This is a genomic window from Pseudomonas sp. xss_4, from assembly GCF_043104125.1.
GTDB lineage: Bacteria > Pseudomonadota > Gammaproteobacteria > Pseudomonadales > Pseudomonadaceae > Aquipseudomonas > Aquipseudomonas parafulva_B.
The window spans coordinates 88242-106020 of the sequence record NZ_JBICKJ010000067.1 but is presented as its reverse complement, the minus strand read 5'-3'; the positions used below and the strand labels follow the sequence as shown (position 1 = coordinate 106020).

At 62.8% G+C, this 17779-nt stretch carries 17 protein-coding genes and 2 tRNA genes; 12 read left to right on the top strand and 7 right to left on the bottom strand.

What is annotated here, in order from left to right:
• The first annotated feature begins 291 nt into the window (after positions 1–291).
• The 8 genes from ACF8GB_RS12985 (at position 292) to ychF (ending at position 7093) form a co-directional block, all read left to right on the top strand.
• A complete protein-coding gene (locus ACF8GB_RS12985) occupies positions 292–2013 on the top strand; it encodes a tetratricopeptide repeat protein (protein WP_392527137.1) in 1722 nt (573 codons plus the stop codon).
• Positions 2014–2017: 4 nt separating this feature from the next.
• Positions 2018–2635: a lipoprotein insertase outer membrane protein LolB gene (lolB, locus tag ACF8GB_RS12980; protein WP_023533208.1), complete on the top strand. Its 618-nt coding sequence runs from the start codon at positions 2018–2020 to the stop codon at positions 2633–2635.
• A gap of 4 nt (positions 2636–2639) precedes the next feature.
• Entirely contained in the window at positions 2640–3500 is an 861-nt protein-coding gene (gene ispE / locus ACF8GB_RS12975; RefSeq protein WP_058638601.1) for a 4-(cytidine 5'-diphospho)-2-C-methyl-D-erythritol kinase, read from the top strand.
• Positions 3501–3519: 19 nt separating this feature from the next.
• Positions 3520–3594 (top strand) — tRNA-Gln (locus ACF8GB_RS12970).
• Between the two features lie 48 nt (positions 3595–3642).
• Positions 3643–4584, top strand: a complete 942-nt coding sequence (locus ACF8GB_RS12965; protein ID WP_003247410.1) for a ribose-phosphate pyrophosphokinase — start codon at positions 3643–3645, stop codon at positions 4582–4584.
• Between the two features lie 120 nt (positions 4585–4704).
• Complete coding sequence (locus tag ACF8GB_RS12960; protein ID WP_023533244.1) at positions 4705–5304, top strand: 50S ribosomal protein L25/general stress protein Ctc; 600 nt, start codon at positions 4705–4707, stop codon at positions 5302–5304.
• A 79-nt stretch (positions 5305–5383) separates the two neighbouring features.
• Complete coding sequence (pth, locus tag ACF8GB_RS12955; RefSeq protein ID WP_016501511.1) at positions 5384–5968, top strand: aminoacyl-tRNA hydrolase; 585 nt, start codon at positions 5384–5386, stop codon at positions 5966–5968.
• A gap of 24 nt (positions 5969–5992) precedes the next feature.
• Complete coding sequence (gene ychF, locus ACF8GB_RS12950; protein ID WP_392527136.1) at positions 5993–7093, top strand: redox-regulated ATPase YchF; 1101 nt, start codon at positions 5993–5995, stop codon at positions 7091–7093.
• Positions 7094–7274: 181 nt separating this feature from the next.
• On the opposite strand, the gene ACF8GB_RS12945 is transcribed toward ychF, so the two are convergent.
• Positions 7275–8312, bottom strand: coding sequence for an MFS transporter (locus tag ACF8GB_RS12945; RefSeq protein ID WP_392527135.1), 1038 nt, complete (start codon positions 8310–8312; stop codon positions 7275–7277).
• On the opposite strand from ACF8GB_RS12945, the gene ACF8GB_RS12940 reads away from it, so the two are divergent.
• The gene (locus ACF8GB_RS12940) at positions 8295–8750 is read left to right on the top strand and encodes an XRE family transcriptional regulator (RefSeq protein WP_194286086.1); all 456 of its coding nucleotides are present in this window, start codon (positions 8295–8297) and stop codon (positions 8748–8750) included. The genes ACF8GB_RS12945 and ACF8GB_RS12940 overlap by 18 nt on opposite strands.
• 1 nt (position 8751) lies before the next feature.
• On the opposite strand, the gene ACF8GB_RS12935 is transcribed toward ACF8GB_RS12940, so the two are convergent.
• The 3 genes from ACF8GB_RS12935 to ACF8GB_RS12925 are packed head-to-tail and all read right to left on the bottom strand — an operon-like array spanning position 8752 to position 12941.
• Positions 8752–11169 carry a DUF3772 domain-containing protein gene (locus ACF8GB_RS12935; protein ID WP_078479110.1) on the bottom strand — a complete coding sequence of 806 codons (2418 nt, stop codon included), beginning with the start codon at positions 11167–11169 and terminating at the stop codon, positions 8752–8754.
• Positions 11170–11225: 56 nt separating this feature from the next.
• Positions 11226–12281, bottom strand: a complete 1056-nt coding sequence (gene ada, locus ACF8GB_RS12930) for a bifunctional DNA-binding transcriptional regulator/O6-methylguanine-DNA methyltransferase Ada (protein WP_145256772.1) — start codon at positions 12279–12281, stop codon at positions 11226–11228.
• A gap of 36 nt (positions 12282–12317) precedes the next feature.
• The gene (locus ACF8GB_RS12925) at positions 12318–12941 is read right to left on the bottom strand and encodes a DNA-3-methyladenine glycosylase (protein ID WP_078479112.1); all 624 of its coding nucleotides are present in this window, start codon (positions 12939–12941) and stop codon (positions 12318–12320) included.
• A 171-nt stretch (positions 12942–13112) separates the two neighbouring features.
• Between ACF8GB_RS12925 and ACF8GB_RS12920 the strand changes: the two genes are divergently transcribed.
• Positions 13113–13628 (top strand): sigma-70 family RNA polymerase sigma factor, encoded by a 516-nt coding sequence (locus ACF8GB_RS12920; RefSeq protein ID WP_027915459.1) that lies wholly within the window; start codon positions 13113–13115, stop codon positions 13626–13628.
• The gene (locus ACF8GB_RS12915) at positions 13615–14568 is read left to right on the top strand and encodes a FecR domain-containing protein (protein WP_078479113.1); all 954 of its coding nucleotides are present in this window, start codon (positions 13615–13617) and stop codon (positions 14566–14568) included. Before ACF8GB_RS12920 ends, ACF8GB_RS12915 begins: the two co-directional genes overlap by 14 nt.
• A 67-nt stretch (positions 14569–14635) precedes the next feature.
• Here the strand turns inward: ACF8GB_RS12915 and ACF8GB_RS12910 are convergent, their stop codons facing one another.
• From ACF8GB_RS12910 to ACF8GB_RS12900, 3 genes are all read right to left on the bottom strand, one after another.
• A complete protein-coding gene (locus ACF8GB_RS12910; protein ID WP_058603093.1) occupies positions 14636–15796 on the bottom strand; it encodes an MFS transporter in 1161 nt (386 codons plus the stop codon).
• A 76-nt stretch (positions 15797–15872) separates the two neighbouring features.
• Entirely contained in the window at positions 15873–16010 is a 138-nt protein-coding gene (locus ACF8GB_RS12905; RefSeq protein ID WP_167338938.1) for a hypothetical protein, read from the bottom strand.
• 119 nt (positions 16011–16129) lie between these two features.
• On the bottom strand, positions 16130–17344 hold the full coding sequence (locus ACF8GB_RS12900) for an MFS transporter (RefSeq protein ID WP_182140280.1): 1215 nt from the start codon (positions 17342–17344) through the stop codon (positions 16130–16132).
• A gap of 316 nt (positions 17345–17660) precedes the next feature.
• On the opposite strand from ACF8GB_RS12900, the gene ACF8GB_RS12895 reads away from it, so the two are divergent.
• Positions 17661–17737, top strand: a tRNA-Met gene (locus tag ACF8GB_RS12895).
• The last annotated feature ends 42 nt before the right edge of the window (positions 17738–17779 follow it).

The window sequence follows — 17779 nt, the reverse complement described above, 5'->3', positions numbered from 1 at the left end:
CGCCTGAGCTACCGCGCACTTAGAAGCAAGAGCAAAAGCATGGGAACGGGGACGGGCATGGGATGAGGACAGGTATGCTGCGGGCTTGGCAGCAGCAAGCGCTTGCGCGATGGCTACGCACAAGTCCCTGACCCGCGGACCAGGCCACCTCCCGCGCTGCAAGCCGAACCACATCCTAATGTCGCGGTCTTCATAAACGAAGGATCCGCTTCATACCTTGGCCCGGTGGGTTTGCCACCGCGCTTGTGTCATCATGCTCCCACCGCCGGTGAGTCCTTTTTAAAGCCCTCTATGAACAAACCCTACGCATTGCTGCTTGCCTTCGCCCTGCTCCAGGGCTGCCAGAGCCTGCCCGCACACAAGGCCGAGCCTGCTGCTGCCGACGCCGGCAAACCCGAAGCCGAGAAGCCCATGGTGTACGGCTCGTTCAAGCAGGATACGCTCTATAACCTGTTGGTAGCCGAGCTTGCCGGGCAACGCAATCGCTTCGACATCGCCCTGGCCAACTACACCGATGAGGCCGCGCGAACCCAGGATCCTGGCGTCTCCGAACGCGCCTACCGTATCGCCGAATACCTGGGCGCCGATGAACCTGCGCTGGACAACGCCCTCATCTGGGCCCGCAACGACCCGCAGAACCTCGATGCGCAACGCGCCGCCGCCATCCAGCTGGCCCGCGCAGGCCGCTATGACGATGCCATGGCCTATATGGAAAAGGTCCTGCAAGGCCAGGGCGATACCCATTTCGATTTTCTGGCCCTGTCGGCTGCCGAAACCGACCAGAGCACACGTGACGGCCTGCTGCAGAGCTTCGAACGCCTGTTGGTCAAGTACCCTGACAACGGTCAGTTGATCTTCGGCAAGGCCCTGCTGCTGAATCAGGACGGCAAGGCCGAAGATGCGCTCGAACTGCTCGAAACGCACGCGCCACAAAACGGCGAAATTGCACCGATCCTGCTGCGCGCTCGCTTGCTGCAAGCCCTGGACCGTGGTCCAGAAGCCCTCCCCCTGCTGCGCAAGGCGATTCGCGAAAACCCCGACGACAAGCGCCTGCGCCTGACCTATGCCCGGACCCTGGTAGAACAGGACCGCATCGCCGACGCCAAGGGCGAATTCGTCAGCCTGGTCCAGCAGTATCCCGAGGACGACGAGCTGCGCTATTCCCTGGCGCTGGTGTGCCTTGAAAACAAGGAGTGGGATGAAGCCGAAGGCTACCTGCAGGAGTTGGTCGAACGCGACAGCAACACCGATGCCGCGCACCTGAACCTTGGCCGCATCCACGAAGAACGCCACGACCCGGCAGGTGCCCTGCGCCAGTACGCCCTGGTAGGGCCAGGGCCCGACTACCTGGCCGCGCAACTGCGCCAGGCCGACATCTTGATCGCCAACGGCCGCGGCACCGAAGCCTCTCGCCTGCTCGCCGAAGCCCGCGAAGCCCAGCCCGACTACGCGATCCAGCTGTTCCTGATCGAATCGGAAAGCTACAGCAACAATAACAAGGACGCCCAGGCCAACCAGGTGCTGCAACAAGCCATCCAGCGCTACCCGGACGACCTCAACCTGCTCTACACCCGTGCCATGCTCGCCGAAAAGCGCGATGACCTGCCCCAGATGGAAAAGGACCTGCGCGCCATCATTGCCCGCGAGCCGGAAAACGCCATGGCCTTGAATGCCCTTGGCTATACCCTGGCCGACCGCACCAATCGTTACGCCGAAGCCCAGGCCCTGATCGACAAGGCGCATCAGCTGACCCCGGACGATCCCGCGGTGCTCGACAGCCTGGGCTGGGTGAACTATCGCCTGGGCAACCTCGACAAAGCAGAGGGTTACCTGCGCCAGGCCTTCGCCAGCTTCCCCGACCATGAAGTCGCCGCCCACCTGGGCGAGGTGCTGTGGGCCAACGGCAAGCGGCGCGAAGCCCGCCAAGTGTGGGCCAAGGGCTTCGAAGCCCAGGCCGACAGCCCAGTGCTGCGCAAGACCCTCCTACGCCTGACCGGATCCGAGACCCTTTAAGACCATGCTATTGCGCCATTTCGTAACCTTCACCCTCATCGCCCTCCTGGCCGGCTGTGCCGGCATTGGCAGCCGCGAAGCCTTGCAGGGCCACGGCGACCCACAGCAGTGGCGTGCCCACAAACAGCAGTTGAGCAGCCTCGACGGCTGGCAGATCAACGGCAAGGTGGGCATCCGTGCCCCACGCGACTCGGGCAGTGGCACCCTGTTCTGGCTGCAGCGCCAGGACTACTTCGACATTCGCCTGGCCGGGCCGCTGGGCCGTGGGGCCGCACGCCTGACCGGCCGGCCTGACGCCGTGGTGCTGGAAGTGGCCAACCAGGGCCGCTACGAAGCCACCAGCCCCGAAGCGCTGCTGGAAGAGCAACTGGGCTGGAAGCTGCCTGTTTCCCACCTGGTCTGGTGGGTGCGCGGCCTGCCAGCGCCGGACACCAAGAGCAAGCTGACCCTCGACGGCGACAGCCGCCTGGCCAGCCTTGAACAGGACGGCTGGCAGGTCGAGTACCTGAGCTATGCCGAGCATAACGGTTACTGGCTGCCCGAACGCCTCAAGCTGCACGGCAAGGACCTGGACGTGACCCTGGTGGTCAAGGACTGGCAGCCCCGCCAGCTGGGGCACTGAGTCGATGCAAGCGCTTACCCTGCCCGCGCCGGCCAAGCTGAACCTGTGGCTGCACATCATTGGCCGCCGTGCCGATGGCTACCACGAGCTTGAAACGGTCTTCCAGTTTCTCGACCACGGCGACGAGCTAAGCTTCGCTGTGCGTGAGGACGGCATGATCCGCCTGCACAGCGACCTCGATACCGTGCCCCATGACAGCAACCTGATCGTGCGTGCCGCTCGCCAGCTGCAGGCCCAATCGGGCACGCCCCTGGGCGCAGACATCTGGCTGAACAAGGTGCTGCCAATGGGTGGCGGCATCGGCGGCGGCAGCTCGAATGCCGCCACCACCCTGCTTGGCCTTGCCCACCTGTGGCAACTGGATTGGGACGAAGATCGCCTGGCTGCCCTGGGCCTGGGCCTGGGTGCCGATGTACCGGTATTCGTTCGCGGTCATGCCGCCTTTGCCCAGGGTGTGGGCGAACAGCTCACGCCGGTCGATCCGGAACAACCCTGGTATGTGGTGCTGGTTCCGCAAGTGTCTGTAAGCACAGCAGAAATTTTTTCACATCCGCAGTTGACACGTGATTCTCTCCCCCTTAAGATGCGCCCCGTTCCCAAGGGAAACAGTCGAAATGACTGCCAACCGGTGGTAGAGCAGAATTACCCGGAAGTTCGCAACGCGCTGAACGCACTGGGAAAATTCACAGAGGCTCGACTAACCGGAACTGGAAGTTGTGTGTTTGGGGCCTTCCCAAGCAAAGCCGAAGCTGATAAAGTTCTGGCCCTTCTTTCAGCGACCCAAACAGGGTTTGTGGCGAAAGGAAGCAATATTTCGATGTTGCATCGCAAGCTGCAAAGTCTGGTCAAGAAGTCGAGTGCCTAGCGCTCGCAGCAACAGATACAGGGGCGTCGCCAAGCGGTAAGGCAGCAGGTTTTGATCCTGCCATGCGTTGGTTCGAATCCAGCCGCCCCTGCCATTTTCCTTATACTCATCCAGGTATACCCTCAGCCTTCAGGTACTGCGCGTGTCCAAGATGATGGTCTTTACGGGGAACGCTAACCCCGATCTGGCTCGGCGTGTCGTACGTCAGCTGCATATCCCTCTCGGTGACGTCTCTGTCGGTAAATTCTCCGACGGCGAGATCAGCACTGAGATCAATGAAAATGTCCGCGGTAAAGACGTCTTCATTATTCAGCCGACCTGTGCACCGACCAACGATAACCTGATGGAACTGGTAGTGATGGCCGACGCCTTCCGCCGCTCCTCAGCTTCCCGAATCACCGCCGTGATTCCTTACTTCGGATACGCCCGCCAGGACCGCCGTCCGCGTTCGGCACGTGTAGCCATCAGCGCCAAAGTCGTCGCTGACATGCTCACTGTCGTGGGTATCGACCGTGTACTCACCGTCGACCTGCACGCTGACCAGATCCAGGGTTTCTTCGATATCCCGGTCGACAACATCTACGGTTCGCCCGTACTGGTCGACGATATCGAAGACCAGCGTTTCGAGAACCTGATGATTGTCTCCCCGGACATCGGTGGTGTCGTGCGCGCACGTGCTGTCGCCAAGTCCCTGGGTGTCGACCTGGGTATCATCGACAAACGCCGTGAAAAGGCCAATCACTCCGAAGTGATGCACATCATCGGCGACGTCGAAGGGCGCACCTGCATCCTGGTAGACGACATGGTCGACACCGCCGGCACCCTGTGCCATGCGGCCAAAGCCCTGAAAGAGCACGGCGCTGCCAAGGTTTACGCCTATTGCACGCACCCTGTCCTGTCGGGCCGCGCGATCGAGAACATCGAGAAGTCGGTCCTGGACGAGCTGGTGGTGACCAACACCGTTCCACTGTCCGCCGCTGCTCAAGCCTGTGACCGTATCCGCCAGCTGGATATCGCACCGGTTGTCGCCGAAGCGGTTCGCCGCATCAGCAACGAAGAATCGATCAGCGCGATGTTCCGCTAAGCGGAACGCTCGCTGACGAAAAGCGCCCCGCCCCAGCACATCTGCTGGGGCGGGGCTTTTTTGCCATCCCCGTTGGCGCTGGTCGCAAACGCCCTCGGGGGGCTATTTTGGAGAAACAAAATGACTGATTTCACTCTGAACGCCCAAGCGCGTACTGACCTGGGGAAAGGTGCGAGCCGCCGCCTGCGTCACTCCGCCAGCATCCCAGCCGTAGTCTACGGTGGTGATAAAGAAGCTCAATCCCTGACCATCGTGGCCAAGGAAATCACCAAGCTGTTCGAAAACGAAGCTGCCTTCAGCCACGTCATCGAACTGAACGTTGACGGCGTCAAGCAGAACGTCATCATCAAGGCCATGCAGCGCCACCCGGCCAAGCAGTTCATCATGCACGCCGACTTCATCCGCGTCGTTGCAGGCCAGAAACTGACCGCCAAGGTACCGGTTCACTTCATCAACGAAGAAGGCCCGGTCAAGAAAGGCGGCGAAGTTTCGCACGTTGAGTCGGAGCTGGAAGTTTCCTGCGAAGCCAAAGACCTGCCTGAGTTCATCGAGGTCGACCTGGCCAATGCTGAAATCGGCACCATCATCCACCTGTCGGACCTGAAAGCTCCGAAAGGCGTAGAGTTCGTCGCTCTGGCCCACGGTGATGACAAAGCAGTTGCCAACGTTCACGCACCACGCGTGTCCGCTGAAGCTGAGGAAGAAGGCGCTGCCGAGTAATCCACTCGCACGCCGGCGTTGATCGGGTTACAGTGCCGCGCGCCCTGTAACCCACCAACTCCAAGGAAGAGCCCCTGACGTGACCGCCATCCAGTTGATCGTCGGCCTGGGTAACCCCGGCCCCGAATACGAACAGACCCGGCATAACGCAGGGGCTCTTTTCGTTGAACGCATTGCCAGCGCCCAGCGCATCTCGCTGACCGCTGATAAGAAATATTTCGGCCTGACGGCTAAATTCAGCCATCAGGGCAACGATGTTCGCCTGCTGATCCCCACCACCTACATGAACCGTAGCGGCCAGTCCGTGGCGGCGTTGGCCAATTTCTTCCGGATTAAACCGGAGGCCATCCTGGTGGCGCACGACGAACTCGACCTGCCTCCCGGCGTTGCCAAGCTCAAGCGCGGCGGCGGCCATGGCGGGCACAACGGCCTGCGCGACATCATCGCGCAGCTCGGCAACCAGAACGACTTCCATCGCCTGCGGCTCGGTATTGGCCATCCAGGCGACGCCAAGCTGGTCTCCAACTTCGTCCTGGGCCGCGCACCGCGCGCCGAGCAGGAGAAGCTCGACGCCAGCATCGACTTTGCCCTCGGTGTGCTGCCGGACGTGCTCGCTGGCGACTTCGCCAAGGCGATGCGCGAGCTGCACAGCCAGAAGGCCTGATTTCCTTTAGAGAGGGGAATACCCATGGGTTTCAATTGCGGCATCGTCGGCCTGCCCAACGTCGGCAAGTCCACCCTGTTCAACGCCCTGACCAAGTCTGGCATCGCGGCAGAGAACTTCCCTTTCTGCACCATCGAGCCGAACAGCGGTATCGTGCCCATGCCCGATGCGCGCCTCAATGCGCTGGCTGAAATCGTCAAGCCCAACCGCATCCTGCCCACCACCATGGAATTCGTCGACATTGCAGGCCTGGTGGCCGGTGCTTCGAAAGGCGAAGGCCTGGGCAACAAGTTCCTCGCCAACATCCGTGAGACCGACGCCATCGCCCACGTGGTGCGCTGCTTCGAAGACGAGAACGTGATTCACGTTTCCAACAGCGTCGATCCCAAGCGCGACATCGAGATCATCGACCTCGAACTGATCTTTGCCGACCTCGACAGCTGCGAAAAGCAGTTGCAGAAAGTGGCCCGCAACGCCAAGGGTGGCGACAAGGACGCCCTGGCGCAGAAGGCCATTCTGGAACAGCTGATCCCGCATTTCACCGAAGGCAAGCCAGCGCGCAGCCTGATGAAGAAGATGAGCGCCGATGAAAAGGCCCTGATCCGTAGCTTCCACCTGCTGACCAGCAAGCCGGTGATGTACATCGCCAACGTTGCCGAGGACGGTTTCGAGAACAACCCGCACCTGGACGTGGTGAACGCCATCGCCGAGGAAGAAGGCGCGGTGGTCGTACCGGTGTGCAACAAGATCGAAGCGGAAATCGCCGAGCTGGACGACGGTGAAGAAAAGGACATGTTCCTCGAGGCCCTGGGCCTGGAAGAACCTGGCCTGAATCGTGTGATCCGTGCCGGTTACGAGTTGCTGAACCTGCAGACCTACTTCACCGCCGGCGTGCAGGAAGTACGTGCATGGACCGTGCGCGTAGGTGCCACTGCCCCGCAAGCGGCCGGGGTGATCCACACCGACTTCGAGAAAGGCTTCATCCGCGCCGAAGTCGTGGCCTATGACGATTTCATCCAGTACAAGGGTGAGAGCGGCGCCAAGGAAGCCGGCAAGTGGCGCTTGGAAGGCAAGGATTACATCGTCAAAGATGGCGACGTGATGCACTTCCGCTTCAACGTTTGATCGACGCTTAACCGCAGCGTAAATAAGCAGGAGCGTTCAGCAGCCCAATTGAGGGTCTGCCGAACGCTCCTGTTTTTATTCAAGCCCGCAAAAAGCGGGAGCACGGCGCCAGTGCGTGCGGCTTACTCACCTCCCCCAGACCGCTGCTCGCCTGCCAGCATCACCAGCAAGACGATCACCATCACCGCGGCACCCAGGTTGTAGAGCATGCCGGCCACAAACGCATGCACATACTGGCCGGCTTGAACGACCAAGCCTTCCCCTGGCAGCGCCGCCGCGAAGAAAATCCCCACCACGGCCACCCCCAGCGCCGCACCGACCTGCTGCACTGCCCCGCACCTACCACGATCAGTACCGGGATCAGCCAAACGGGCACCAACTGTGCGCCTGCCGCCTGGACCTGGGCAATCAGCAACCCGATCGACAGCGCGTACAGCAAGGCCCCTACCACGATCGCTCGTATTCCCCAGCCCGCAACCAGCCGCGGGGCAGCAAGCGATGCCAGTACGAAACCCACACTGCAGGGTGCGAAGATACTGCCCGCCATGAAGGGATCCAGACCCAGCCCGCTCTGCATCAGCAGGGCGAAGCACAGAAAGAAGGAACTGGATGTGGAATAGACCACCAGCACCAGCAGCGTGCCCAGTGCAAAGCGGCGCTGCGTCAACAGTTGCATGTCCACCAAGGGCAACCTGCCGGTCGCTCGTCGCCGTTGCTGCTGGCGCTTGAACAGCGCGAGCAAGCCCAATGCCAGGCCGAGCGCGAAGAAACTCCAGGCAGGCCACCCCTGCCCCGGTCCTTCGATCAGCGGCACGAGTAGCAATGCCAGGCCGACGCTGACCAGCGCCACGCCTGCCCGGTCCAGGTCCGGGCGCTGGAGCGCGCGGGTCTCGGGGATGTAGCGCGCCGCCACGAAAGCCAGCAACCCAATGGGTACATTGATCAAAAAGATGCTGCGCCAGCCTGATCCGAACAGGTCAGCATGTACCATCCAGCCGCCCAGCACCTGGCCTGCGAGGGCAGCCAGCCCCAGCGTCATCCCTAGCAAGCCGAAGGCGCGGCGGCTGTCCTGGGCGTCGAAGTTGACCCGAATCGAAGCATAGACCTGAGGGAACAGCAGCGCGGTGGCCAGCCCCTGTACAGCCCGTGCACCGATCAGAAAAGCAGCACTGGGCGCCAGGCGCCGCTGGTGAGGCGTTTGATGCACGACCTGCCGCACGCGGCCTTCGTCCTCAACCTGCGCTGGGATGTACTGGGGTTCAATGGGCTAGCCGACGCACTCTTCGGCTTCGCCGCGCACCCGCCTGAGCGCCGCAACCTGCTCTGGCTGCTGTTCACCGACCCGACGATGCATGGGCGCTTGCACGACTGGGACAGCCAGGCCCCGATTATGCTGGCAAGCGTTCGTCGCGACTTCGCCCGGGCCACGCAGGAAGCCGATATCCACGCATTGGTGGACGAACTGGAGCATGTCTCGCCGGCCTTCAAGGCCGGCTGGCGCACCCACGACGTGCATGCATCCTGCAGCGGCGTACGCCAACTGGTCATCGATGGGCAGGCCCAGCTGTTCGAGCATACCTCGCTGACCGTCGATGAAGACCGGCACCTTCGGCTGGTGGTATACGCACGCCAAGATGGGCTGCCAGGCAGCCCATGATTCACGCGTCGTTTTCAGTTTCGGCCGGGCGTTGCCCGTCCTGCAACAGCACCATGCTCTGCGGCGCAGAGAGGGCGATACCTTCGTCGCGCAGGCGCCCCAGTATGGTGAACAGCAGGTCACTGCGGGCACCGCCCACCAACCGCGGCCCTGCCACATAACCACTGACGCCAATCACCATACCGGCATTGGTCAGGTCCTTGAACGACACCGATGGTGCCGGTGCTTCGAGGATGGCCTCGTGCTCCTGGAAGGCGGTCAGCAGCAGCTCACGGACCCGGTTGGCGTCGGTGTCCAGGGGCAAGGTCAGGGTAATACCGACCACGCCAAGGGCATTGCCCATGGTCACGTTGCGCACGTTCTGGGAGATGAACTGCGAGTTAGGGACGATCACGGTGGAGCGGTCCGACATCTGGATCTCGGTGGCGCGCACGTTGATGCGACGGATATCCCCCTCGACACCCGCCAGGCTCACCCAGTCACCCACCTTGACCGGGCGTTCGGTAAGCAGGATCAGGCCGGAGATGAAGTTCTGCACGATCTGCTGCAGGCCGAAGCCGATACCGACCGACAAGGCACTCACCACCCAGGTCAGGCTAGTGAGGTTGATGTGCAGGGTCGACATCACCAGCATGGCCAGGAACAGGAAGCCCAGGTAACCCACCAGGGTGACCAGCGAGGCGCGCATGCCGGCGTCCATGTCGGTTTCCGGCAGCAGGCGCTCACTCAACCAGCGCTTGACCACACGAATGGCCAGCATCCCGCCTACCAGTATGCCAAGCGCCAGCACGATGTCCTGGGGCACGATGTTCAGGTTGCCAAGTAGCTTGCCGCCCGTGCCATCCCAGTCACCCAGGCTCAGCAACAGTTCGCTGGGGCTGGTGCCCGACGGCATCAAGGTCAGCAGCAGGGCCAGGATCACCACGACGGTGCGACCAATGCCGGCGAGCACCGTGCTCGCCTGCGCCTGGTGCCGTGGTGCCAGGCCCAGCGTCGAGGCCAGCGCCAAGCCACCCGGTTGGCGAGGCGAGAGCAGCATTTCGCACAGATCACTCAGGAACGTTGTGAGCAAGTAGGCGCACGTGACGACCAGGCTTACCCATAGCAGCTTGGCTGTGAGGAAATAGGCCAGGGTGAGGTACCCGGTGATCAGCGATAGCAGGATCGCGGCTAGCCACACCACCATCACGAACGGGATCAAGCCGGCCAGGCCCGTCGCCCGGTCAATGCCATGCCGACGCCGAGCACGGCGGTAGGTCATCAGGGCGCCGGCGAAAATCAACGCCACCACCAGTGCAGTAAGGCCATTGACCGCCACGGTCAGGGCCAGGCTGACGCCGATCACACTGTTGATCCGCTCCAGGGTCATCATCACCATCAAGGCCAGTGCCAGCACCTTGGGGAACCAGCCCAGGGCCTCGGCCACTTCGTCGGCAATCGCCGGCAAACGCCAGGAGGGACGCTGCAACATCAACAGTGCCCGGCCAAGTCCGGTAATGAAGGCGCTGAACACCACCAGGGCAAGAATATGATCGGTCAGGCTGGCCAGGTCCGAACCCAGTTGCGCACTGCTTTCAACGCCCCAGCGCAACAACGATACCGAGCCGGCAATGGTGCCCAGGGTTGCCAGGCTTACACCCACGGCCAAGGCACTGCGACGCAAGCGTCCCTCCGGTAACCAGCGCACCATGGACCTTGCCAGCAGCCGCTCCAGCAAACCCCGCACCAAGGTCCATACCAGGATCGAAGCGATCAGGCTGGTGAAGAACAGCCAGCGGTGTTCAGCGCTCAGGGCACTGTCGAGCGCGTCGGTGATCTCGCCGCGCAGGTCATGCAGCCGTGCCACATCGTCCTGGGTAGGGCGGATCATGCTCTGCCAGAACGCAGGGCTCAACGGCGACGCTGCCCGGCTGGATATCTGCGAGTTGAACAGGCTGCGGCGCAGGTTGACGATCTGCGTGGACAGGTCCCGCGCCGACTGGGTCAGCTTGGTGGCCTGATCCTGCTGGGTCGCCAGGGTTTTCTTCTCGGCCTCCAGCGCCTTGCGCTGCTGGGTCAAGGTCGCAGGCTCGTCCGGCTGAGCGGGGCCGATGACCTTCAACTGATCGTCCACCTTCTGCGCATCGGCTGCACGCTGGGTGCTCAAAGCATCGGCCTGGCGCTGGACCTGCACGGCCGCCATGCGCAGTTGCGCCAGCAGGTCGTCGTTGGCATCACTGGTGACGCCCTGGCGAATCTGGTCCAGTCGGTCGCTAAGCTGGTCGACGCTCGCGGTTTCGTCCAGTGCCGGTGCGTCAGCGGCAGCCTGCGCCGTCGTCGCAGGGGCAGGTGCCGACCAGGCTGGGTTGGACACTGTCACAATCAGCGCCAGCAACAGCATCACGCTGTGACTAAAGCGGGAAAGGCTGACACGCCTCATCGAACATTCCTCTTTGCAATTCGATCTGGCGAGCGATTCTACGCCGCTTCGGGCCATCAGGAGAGGGCTGTTTCGCGCGCCAGCAATTGCCGTTTGCGCTCGATCCCCCAGCGGTAGCCGCTGATGTCGCCGTCCCGGCGCACCACCCGGTGGCATGGAATGGCCACGGCAATACGGTTAGCCGCGCAGGCCTTGGCCACTGCCCGCACCGCCTTGGGGGCGCCTATGCGCTCGGCGATGTCGCTGTAGCTGACCCGGCAGCCAGGGGGTACTTCACGCAGCGCTTGCCACACGCGCTCCTGAAAGACGGTGCCCTGCACATCCAGCGGCAGGTCCAGGCCGAGCGCCGGCGCCTCGACGAACCCGATGACCTGCGCCACGACCTGTTCGTACGCGCCATCGGCACCGATCAGCTCGGCGTTGCAGAACTGGTCTTCCAGGGCGTGCACCAGCGCCTCAGGATCATCGCCGAGCAAAATCGCGCAGATGCCCTTTTCGCTCTGGGCAACCAGGATGGCACCTAGTGAGCACTGGCCCACGGCGAAGCGAATGGTCACCCCGGCACCACCTGCGCGAAACTGCCGGGGTGGCATGCCCAGCCGCTGCTCAGCCCCGGCATAGAAGCGGCTGCTGGAGTTGTAGCCCGCCTCGAAAATGGCATCGGTGACCGAGCCCTGCCCATGCCCCAGGCTGCTCCTCAGGCGCTGGGCGCGGAAGGCCTCGGCGTAGGCTTTGGGTGTAAGGCCGGTTTGCGCCTTGAACAGCCGATGCAGGTGGAACGGGCTGACGGCCAGGCGCTCGCCCAACTGCTCCAGGCTGGGCGGTAGCTCGCACGCCTCGATCAGGCGACAGGCATCGCTGACCAGGCGCCGCGTACGCGCCGAAATGGCAGGCCGGCCCATGCAGCGCTTGCAGGCGCGGTAGCCCGCTGCCTCGGCCAATGCCGGGGACTCGAAGAACTCCAGGTTGCTGCGCAGGGGGAGCCTGGCCTTGCAGCCTGGATAGCAGTAGATGCCGGTGGTGCGCACGGCATAGACGAAATGGTCCGCCGCCTCGGCAACACGTGCCGCAACGGCCTGCCAGCGCTGCTCGGGAGTGGTGTAGGTTGTCATGTTCATCTTCTAGACTAAGTGCAGTTCGGCAAGCGCTCAGGCCCGCCACAAGTACCAGGCGGCGACGGTGCGATAAGGTCGCCAGGCGGCGCCCAGCGCGCGCATCTGTGCAGGCGTCGGTGCTTTTTCCAAGCCCTTGAGCCGCCGATAGCCCTCCCGTACGCCAAAGTCATCGACCGGCAACACATCCAGACGCTCCAGGCTGTAGATCAACAGCATCTCCACTGTCCATCGCCCTACCCCGCGCAGCGTCACCAGACGCTCGATCAATTCGTCGTCGGGCATGTCCAGGGCCTGCTCGCGGGTTGGCACCACACCGTCCAGGCGGCCTTGGGCAATGTCCAGCAGCGTGGCCAGTTTGCTGGCCGAGAAGCCGCAGCTGCGCAAGGCGGCGGGGTCCGCTGTCAGCAGTTGCGTGGGGGTGGGGAAAGCCTCTTGCCCAAATAGCGCCAGCAGTCGCCCGAGGATGGCGTCGCCTGCACGGGCGTGCAGTTGTTGGTAAGCGACCGACCTCACCAGTGCTTCGAAGGGTTCACGCCCCGGGGTAGTACGGTGGCGGCAGGGGCCGACGGCGGCAATGTGCCGCGCCCAGTCCGCATCCAGGCCACCCAGGTATTCGGCCGCTTGCCGGTAAGCGAAAGGTTCGGCGTCGATCAACATTGAAGCGGCTCCATCGATCAGTGGAGATGCCAGCTTAACCCAGCCACTCATCGGCCGACTGCCGGATCTTGCGCAAGTAATTCCTGAGGCAGCATTGCCCGCCATGGCCTTACCCGCATAGAATTGAGAACCATTCACAATCACATCCGACAGGAACCGACCGTGGCGACGATGCAGCTTCCCGACACGCTCAAACCGACCGAGGTCGCCCTGCTCTACCAATCCCACCATGCGTGGTTGCGCGGCTGGCTACGCAGTCGCGTCGGTTGCAGCGAACATGCGGCCGACCTGGCCCAGGACACCTTCGTGCGCCTGTTGCGCGCCCGGCAGACCTCGCCGTTGAAAGAGCCTCGCGCCTACCTCAGCAGCATCGCCCGCGGCCTGATGATCGATCAGTTTCGTCGCCGTGCGCTGGAGCGGGCCTACCAGGACAGCCTGGCGCACCTACCCGAAACCGATATCCCGAGCGAAGAACACAGGCTGGTCATTCTCGATAGCCTGGAGCGCCTCGATCGTGCCCTGCACCAGCTCAAGCCGCGTGCTCGCCAAGCCTTTCTGCATGCGCAACTGGACGGGCTGAGCATCATCCAGATCAGCTTGCTCCTGGGCGTTTCGAAAGCGACCGTGGAGCGCGACCTGGCCAAGGCGCTGAAGACTTGCTACCGGTTGCGTTATGCCGACGCCTGACCAAGCACCCGCCCAGGCCCGGGTCGACCAGGCCATCGACTGGTTGGTGAGGCTACGCTTCGGCAGCCCAGGGCCGGATGCCCAGGCGCAGTTCCAGCAATGGTTGTCGTTGCACCCTCACAATGGGTTGGCCTGGCAGCGCGTCAGCAACCTGGGCGATGAGCTCGCCGGGCTACCCAAGGACCTCAGCCGTCGTACCCTGCAAGGCAGCGAGCGCCAGGGCATCAGCCGGCGCGACCAGCTCAAGCTGGGGGCCTTGTTGGTGGTCGGCAGCGGCCTTGGCTGGATGGCGCGCGAGCCGCTGGGCCTGCCGGAGCTGCTGGCCGACAGTGCCACTGCCACCGGCGAGCGCCGACAATTGCAAGGCAGTGATGGCAGCCGCATCCAACTGAACACCGCCAGTGCTATCGACCTGCGCTTCACGGCGAGCCAACGCCGCCTGGCGCTTCTGCGCGGTGAAGTCAGCCTGGACAGCAATTCTGACGACAAACGCCCGTTCTTCATCGATACCCGAGTAGCCACCCTGCGCACCCTCGACGGGCAACTGCTGGTGCGCCAGAGCGATCACGGCTTGCTGGTGGCGGTGCGCCGGGGCGAAGTCACGGTGATGACCGGTGCTACGCCAGTGCGGGTGCATTCCGGCGAGACCTTGCGCGTGCAGGCCAATGGAAGCCATCAAGCCGTCACCCCGCCCAGTGACCCTTGGGGCTGGACGCAGGGTGTGCTCAGCGTTCGGCAAATGCCGCTGGCAGATTTCGTCGCTGAGCTGAACCGATACCGGCCCGGTCTGCTGCGCTGCGCCCCAGCGGTGGCGAAACTGATGGTTTCCGGGACCTACCAGCTGGCCGACACCAATCAGATCCTGCAGCTACTGGCCCGCAGCCTGCCAGTGCGTATCGCTTACCACACCCGGTATTGGGTCAACATCGACGCCGCTTAGCTCACTGACACGGCTCAGTTGGTAACCACCGGAGCGAGCTGCAATGCCGTTCCTGCAGGCAAATCCGCTAGCTTTCAGAGGGGGTGCAGGACGGCTGCTCACGCCGATAAGACTGCCGTGCAAAGCACACGAAAAGCCCGGCCATCAATGCCAGCGCCATGGGCAGCCCGTGGGGCGCCACGTCCATGGCCGCACCACTGATCAGCGGCCCCACCAGGCTGCCGACGCCCCACAACAAACCGACGCTGGCATTGGCGGTGACCAGGTCCTGCCCTTTGAAACGCTGGCCTATCAACACCAGTGCCAGGGTATAGATGCCGCCCGCGACAGCACCCAGTACTACTAGCAAGGGCCACAACAGCCACGTCATGTTCAGCAACCAGGGCAACCCGATGCCAATGGCCATGGCCACTACCCCGCACGCCAGGTGCAGGCCGGTGCGCTCGACGCGGTCGGCAAGCCAGCCCAGCGGCAGCTGGAACAGCATGTCCCCTGCGAACACCACGGTCACCATCAGCGCCGCCACACCCACGGCAAAACCGTGGCTGCTGGCGTACACCGGCAAGAGCGAGAGCACCACGGCATCGAAAAACGAGAAAAACAGCACAGCCACGCACAGCGCCGGGGCCACGCGAAAGAAGCCGGCCAGGCCGAAGCTCTTGTCGTCTTCAGCGTGCAGCACCCGGTCATTGGGCACCGTCACCACGATGCACGCCAACGCCAGGCCATAGCAGGCCGTGACCACGCCGGTAATCCAGGGGCTGTGGGCACCAAGCATCGCCAGCATCGCCGGCCCAAGCACTTGGAAACCGGTAAAGCTGGTGGCGTAGAGGGCCATGATCTTCCCCCGGTTGTGCTCCTGGCACAGTTCGTTGACCCACGACTCACCGAGAATGATCGCGATGCCCATGCCAAGGCCCAGCGCCAGGCGCAAGATCGCCAGCCACCACAACGAGGCAAATGCAGGTTCCAGCAGGCCGATGCTCAGTGTGCACAGGCTGAAACACAGCAAGTAGAGTGTGCGTCGCTTGAAATACCGGCAGCAGGCATCAACCAGAAAGGCCGACAGCATCATGCCAGCCGCCGGAATGGCGGAAATCATCCCGATTTCAAGGGTGCCTGCGCCAGCCTCGTGCAGGCGCAACGACACCAGGGGCAGGGTCGCGCCCAGGCTGAACCCCACGACCGAAACGGCGAACAGTAAGCCCGCCAGCAAACGCATGTTCATGAACCACTCCCAGCAAACCGATAAGACGTGCAGACAAAGGCACCCACCACCACGGCGGACGCTGTTCGAACGCTGATCAGTTCAGGTGTGGCGAGAAGGTGAAGGCAAACAGGACGCTGCGACGGCGCTTGAGCACGGTGTCGCTCGGCCAGGCACGGCGCAGCCCATCCGGGGCAGGCTGACGGCGACAGGGCAAGGACAGGAAACGGCGCATTGCTTTGGCTACTACGCAGAAAGTGAGCAAGAGGCGGCACTCTAGGCCAGAGCAGGCGATACCGTCAATTGCCTCAGTGCCTGTGGCGTCAAGGGGGCATCCCTGCCCCTTTTTGAGCATCAGCGCTTGCCCGTGCTCGGCAGCAATACCGCCAGCACCCCGAACAGGGGCAGGAACGAGCAAAGCCCGTACACGTATTCGATACCGCGCAGGTCAGCCACATAGCCCAGCAATGCCGCGCCAATGCCGCCAAAGCCGAACATCAGGCCAAAGAAGATGCCCGCGATCATGCCTACGCTACCGGGCACCAGTTCCTGGGCATACACCACGATGGCGGAGAATGCCGAGGCCAGGATGAAGCCGATCACCACGCTCAGTACCGTTGTCCAGAACAGGTCCGCGTAAGGCAGTGCCAGGGTGAACGGTGCCACGCCCAGAATCGAGAACCAGATCACCGCCTTGCGCCCGATGCGATCGCCGATGGGCCCGCCAAAGAAGGTGCCCGCCGCGACCGCGCCCAGGAACAGGAACAGGTGCAACTGCGAACTGGCGACCGATACGCCGAACTTCTCGATCAGGTAGAAGGTGAAGTAGCTGGTGAAGCTTGCCATGTAGAAGTACTTGGAAAACACCAGCAGCCCCAGCACCACCAGCGCGGCAACCACGCGCCCGCGGGAGATGCCGTGGGTAGCCTGTACCACCTTGCGCGCCTTGGCTTGGCTCAGGTGCTCGATGTACCAGCGGCGCAGCATCAGGGTCACGGCGAGAAAGAACAGTGCAGCCACGCCAAACCAGGCGACATGGGTTTGCCCGAACGGGATGACGATGGCCGCAGCCAGCAACGGGCCCAGGGCAGAACCTGTGTTACCGCCTACCTGGAAGGTCGATTGCGCCAGGCCAAAGCGGCCTCCGGACGCCAATCGCGCAATACGCGAGGTTTCGGGATGGAATGTCGAAGAGCCGATGCCCACCAGGGCCGAGGCGAGCAGAATCATCGGGAAGCTGCCGACGAACGCCAGCATCACGATACCGATCAGCGTGCACACCGTGCCCATGGGCAGCAGGTTGGGCGTAGGCCGGCGGTCGGTGAAAAAGCCCACCCAGGGTTGCAGCAGCGAGGCGGTGATCTGAAACGTCAGGGTGATCATGCCGATCTGGGCGAAGCTCAAGTTGTAATTGGCCTTGAGCATTGGGTAGATGGCCGGCAGCACTGACTGGATCAGGTCATTGATCAGGTGCGCCAAGGCGCAGAAGCCGATGATGCGCATTACCAACGGCGTAGCGGTGCTCGCCTGCGCTTGGGTGGACGCCGGGGCGGCGCTGGGGATGGCCATGGCCTGGATCTCCGTCGGAAAGCTGGGCTCCGATTATCGGGATACAAATAGATACATAGCTACCTTTTTTTCTACATCAGGTCTGGCCAGCCCTTTCTTCTAAAGCTCTGTGGATGCTCCGACTGGGCCGAGAGCGTCCGGGGCTCGAGCCGGTAAATACCGAAATTGAAGCCGATCAACCATACGATTTGGGGTTTTCAGGGGATGGATAACGCTGCGCGCACCGCGATCGCTCGCTAAGTTTTTGAAAGCGTGCAAATTTTTTTTATAAAGCGTGTTGACAGGGGGGCCGTTCAAGAGAATAATGCGCGCCATCGGCTACATAGCTCAGTTGGTTAGAGCATAGCATTCATAATGCTGGGGTCCGGGGTTCAAGTCCCTGTGTAGCCACCAAACAAGACGAAGGGCTTACCGCAAGGTAAGCCCTTTTTCTTT

Coding starts and splice junctions, on each gene's coding strand:
- ACF8GB_RS12985 (WP_392527137.1), top strand. CDS start 292: ATGAACAAACCCTACGCATTGCTGCTTGCCTTCGCCCTGCTCCAGGGC.
- lolB (WP_023533208.1), top strand. CDS start 2,018: ATGCTATTGCGCCATTTCGTAACCTTCACCCTCATCGCCCTCCTGGCC.
- ispE (WP_058638601.1), top strand. CDS start 2,640: ATGCAAGCGCTTACCCTGCCCGCGCCGGCCAAGCTGAACCTGTGGCTG.
- ACF8GB_RS12960 (WP_023533244.1), top strand. CDS start 4,705: ATGACTGATTTCACTCTGAACGCCCAAGCGCGTACTGACCTGGGGAAA.
- ychF (WP_392527136.1), top strand. CDS start 5,993: ATGGGTTTCAATTGCGGCATCGTCGGCCTGCCCAACGTCGGCAAGTCC.
- ACF8GB_RS12940 (WP_194286086.1), top strand. CDS start 8,295: ATGCACGACCTGCCGCACGCGGCCTTCGTCCTCAACCTGCGCTGGGAT.
- ACF8GB_RS12935 (WP_078479110.1), bottom strand. CDS start 11,169: ATGAGGCGTGTCAGCCTTTCCCGCTTTAGTCACAGCGTGATGCTGTTG.
- ada (WP_145256772.1), bottom strand. CDS start 12,281: ATGACAACCTACACCACTCCCGAGCAGCGCTGGCAGGCCGTTGCGGCA.
- ACF8GB_RS12925 (WP_078479112.1), bottom strand. CDS start 12,941: ATGTTGATCGACGCCGAACCTTTCGCTTACCGGCAAGCGGCCGAATAC.
- ACF8GB_RS12920 (WP_027915459.1), top strand. CDS start 13,113: ATGCAGCTTCCCGACACGCTCAAACCGACCGAGGTCGCCCTGCTCTAC.
- ACF8GB_RS12915 (WP_078479113.1), top strand. CDS start 13,615: ATGCCGACGCCTGACCAAGCACCCGCCCAGGCCCGGGTCGACCAGGCC.
- ACF8GB_RS12910 (WP_058603093.1), bottom strand. CDS start 15,796: ATGAACATGCGTTTGCTGGCGGGCTTACTGTTCGCCGTTTCGGTCGTG.
- ACF8GB_RS12905 (WP_167338938.1), bottom strand. CDS start 16,010: ATGCGCCGTTTCCTGTCCTTGCCCTGTCGCCGTCAGCCTGCCCCGGAT.
- ACF8GB_RS12900 (WP_182140280.1), bottom strand. CDS start 17,344: ATGGCCATCCCCAGCGCCGCCCCGGCGTCCACCCAAGCGCAGGCGAGC.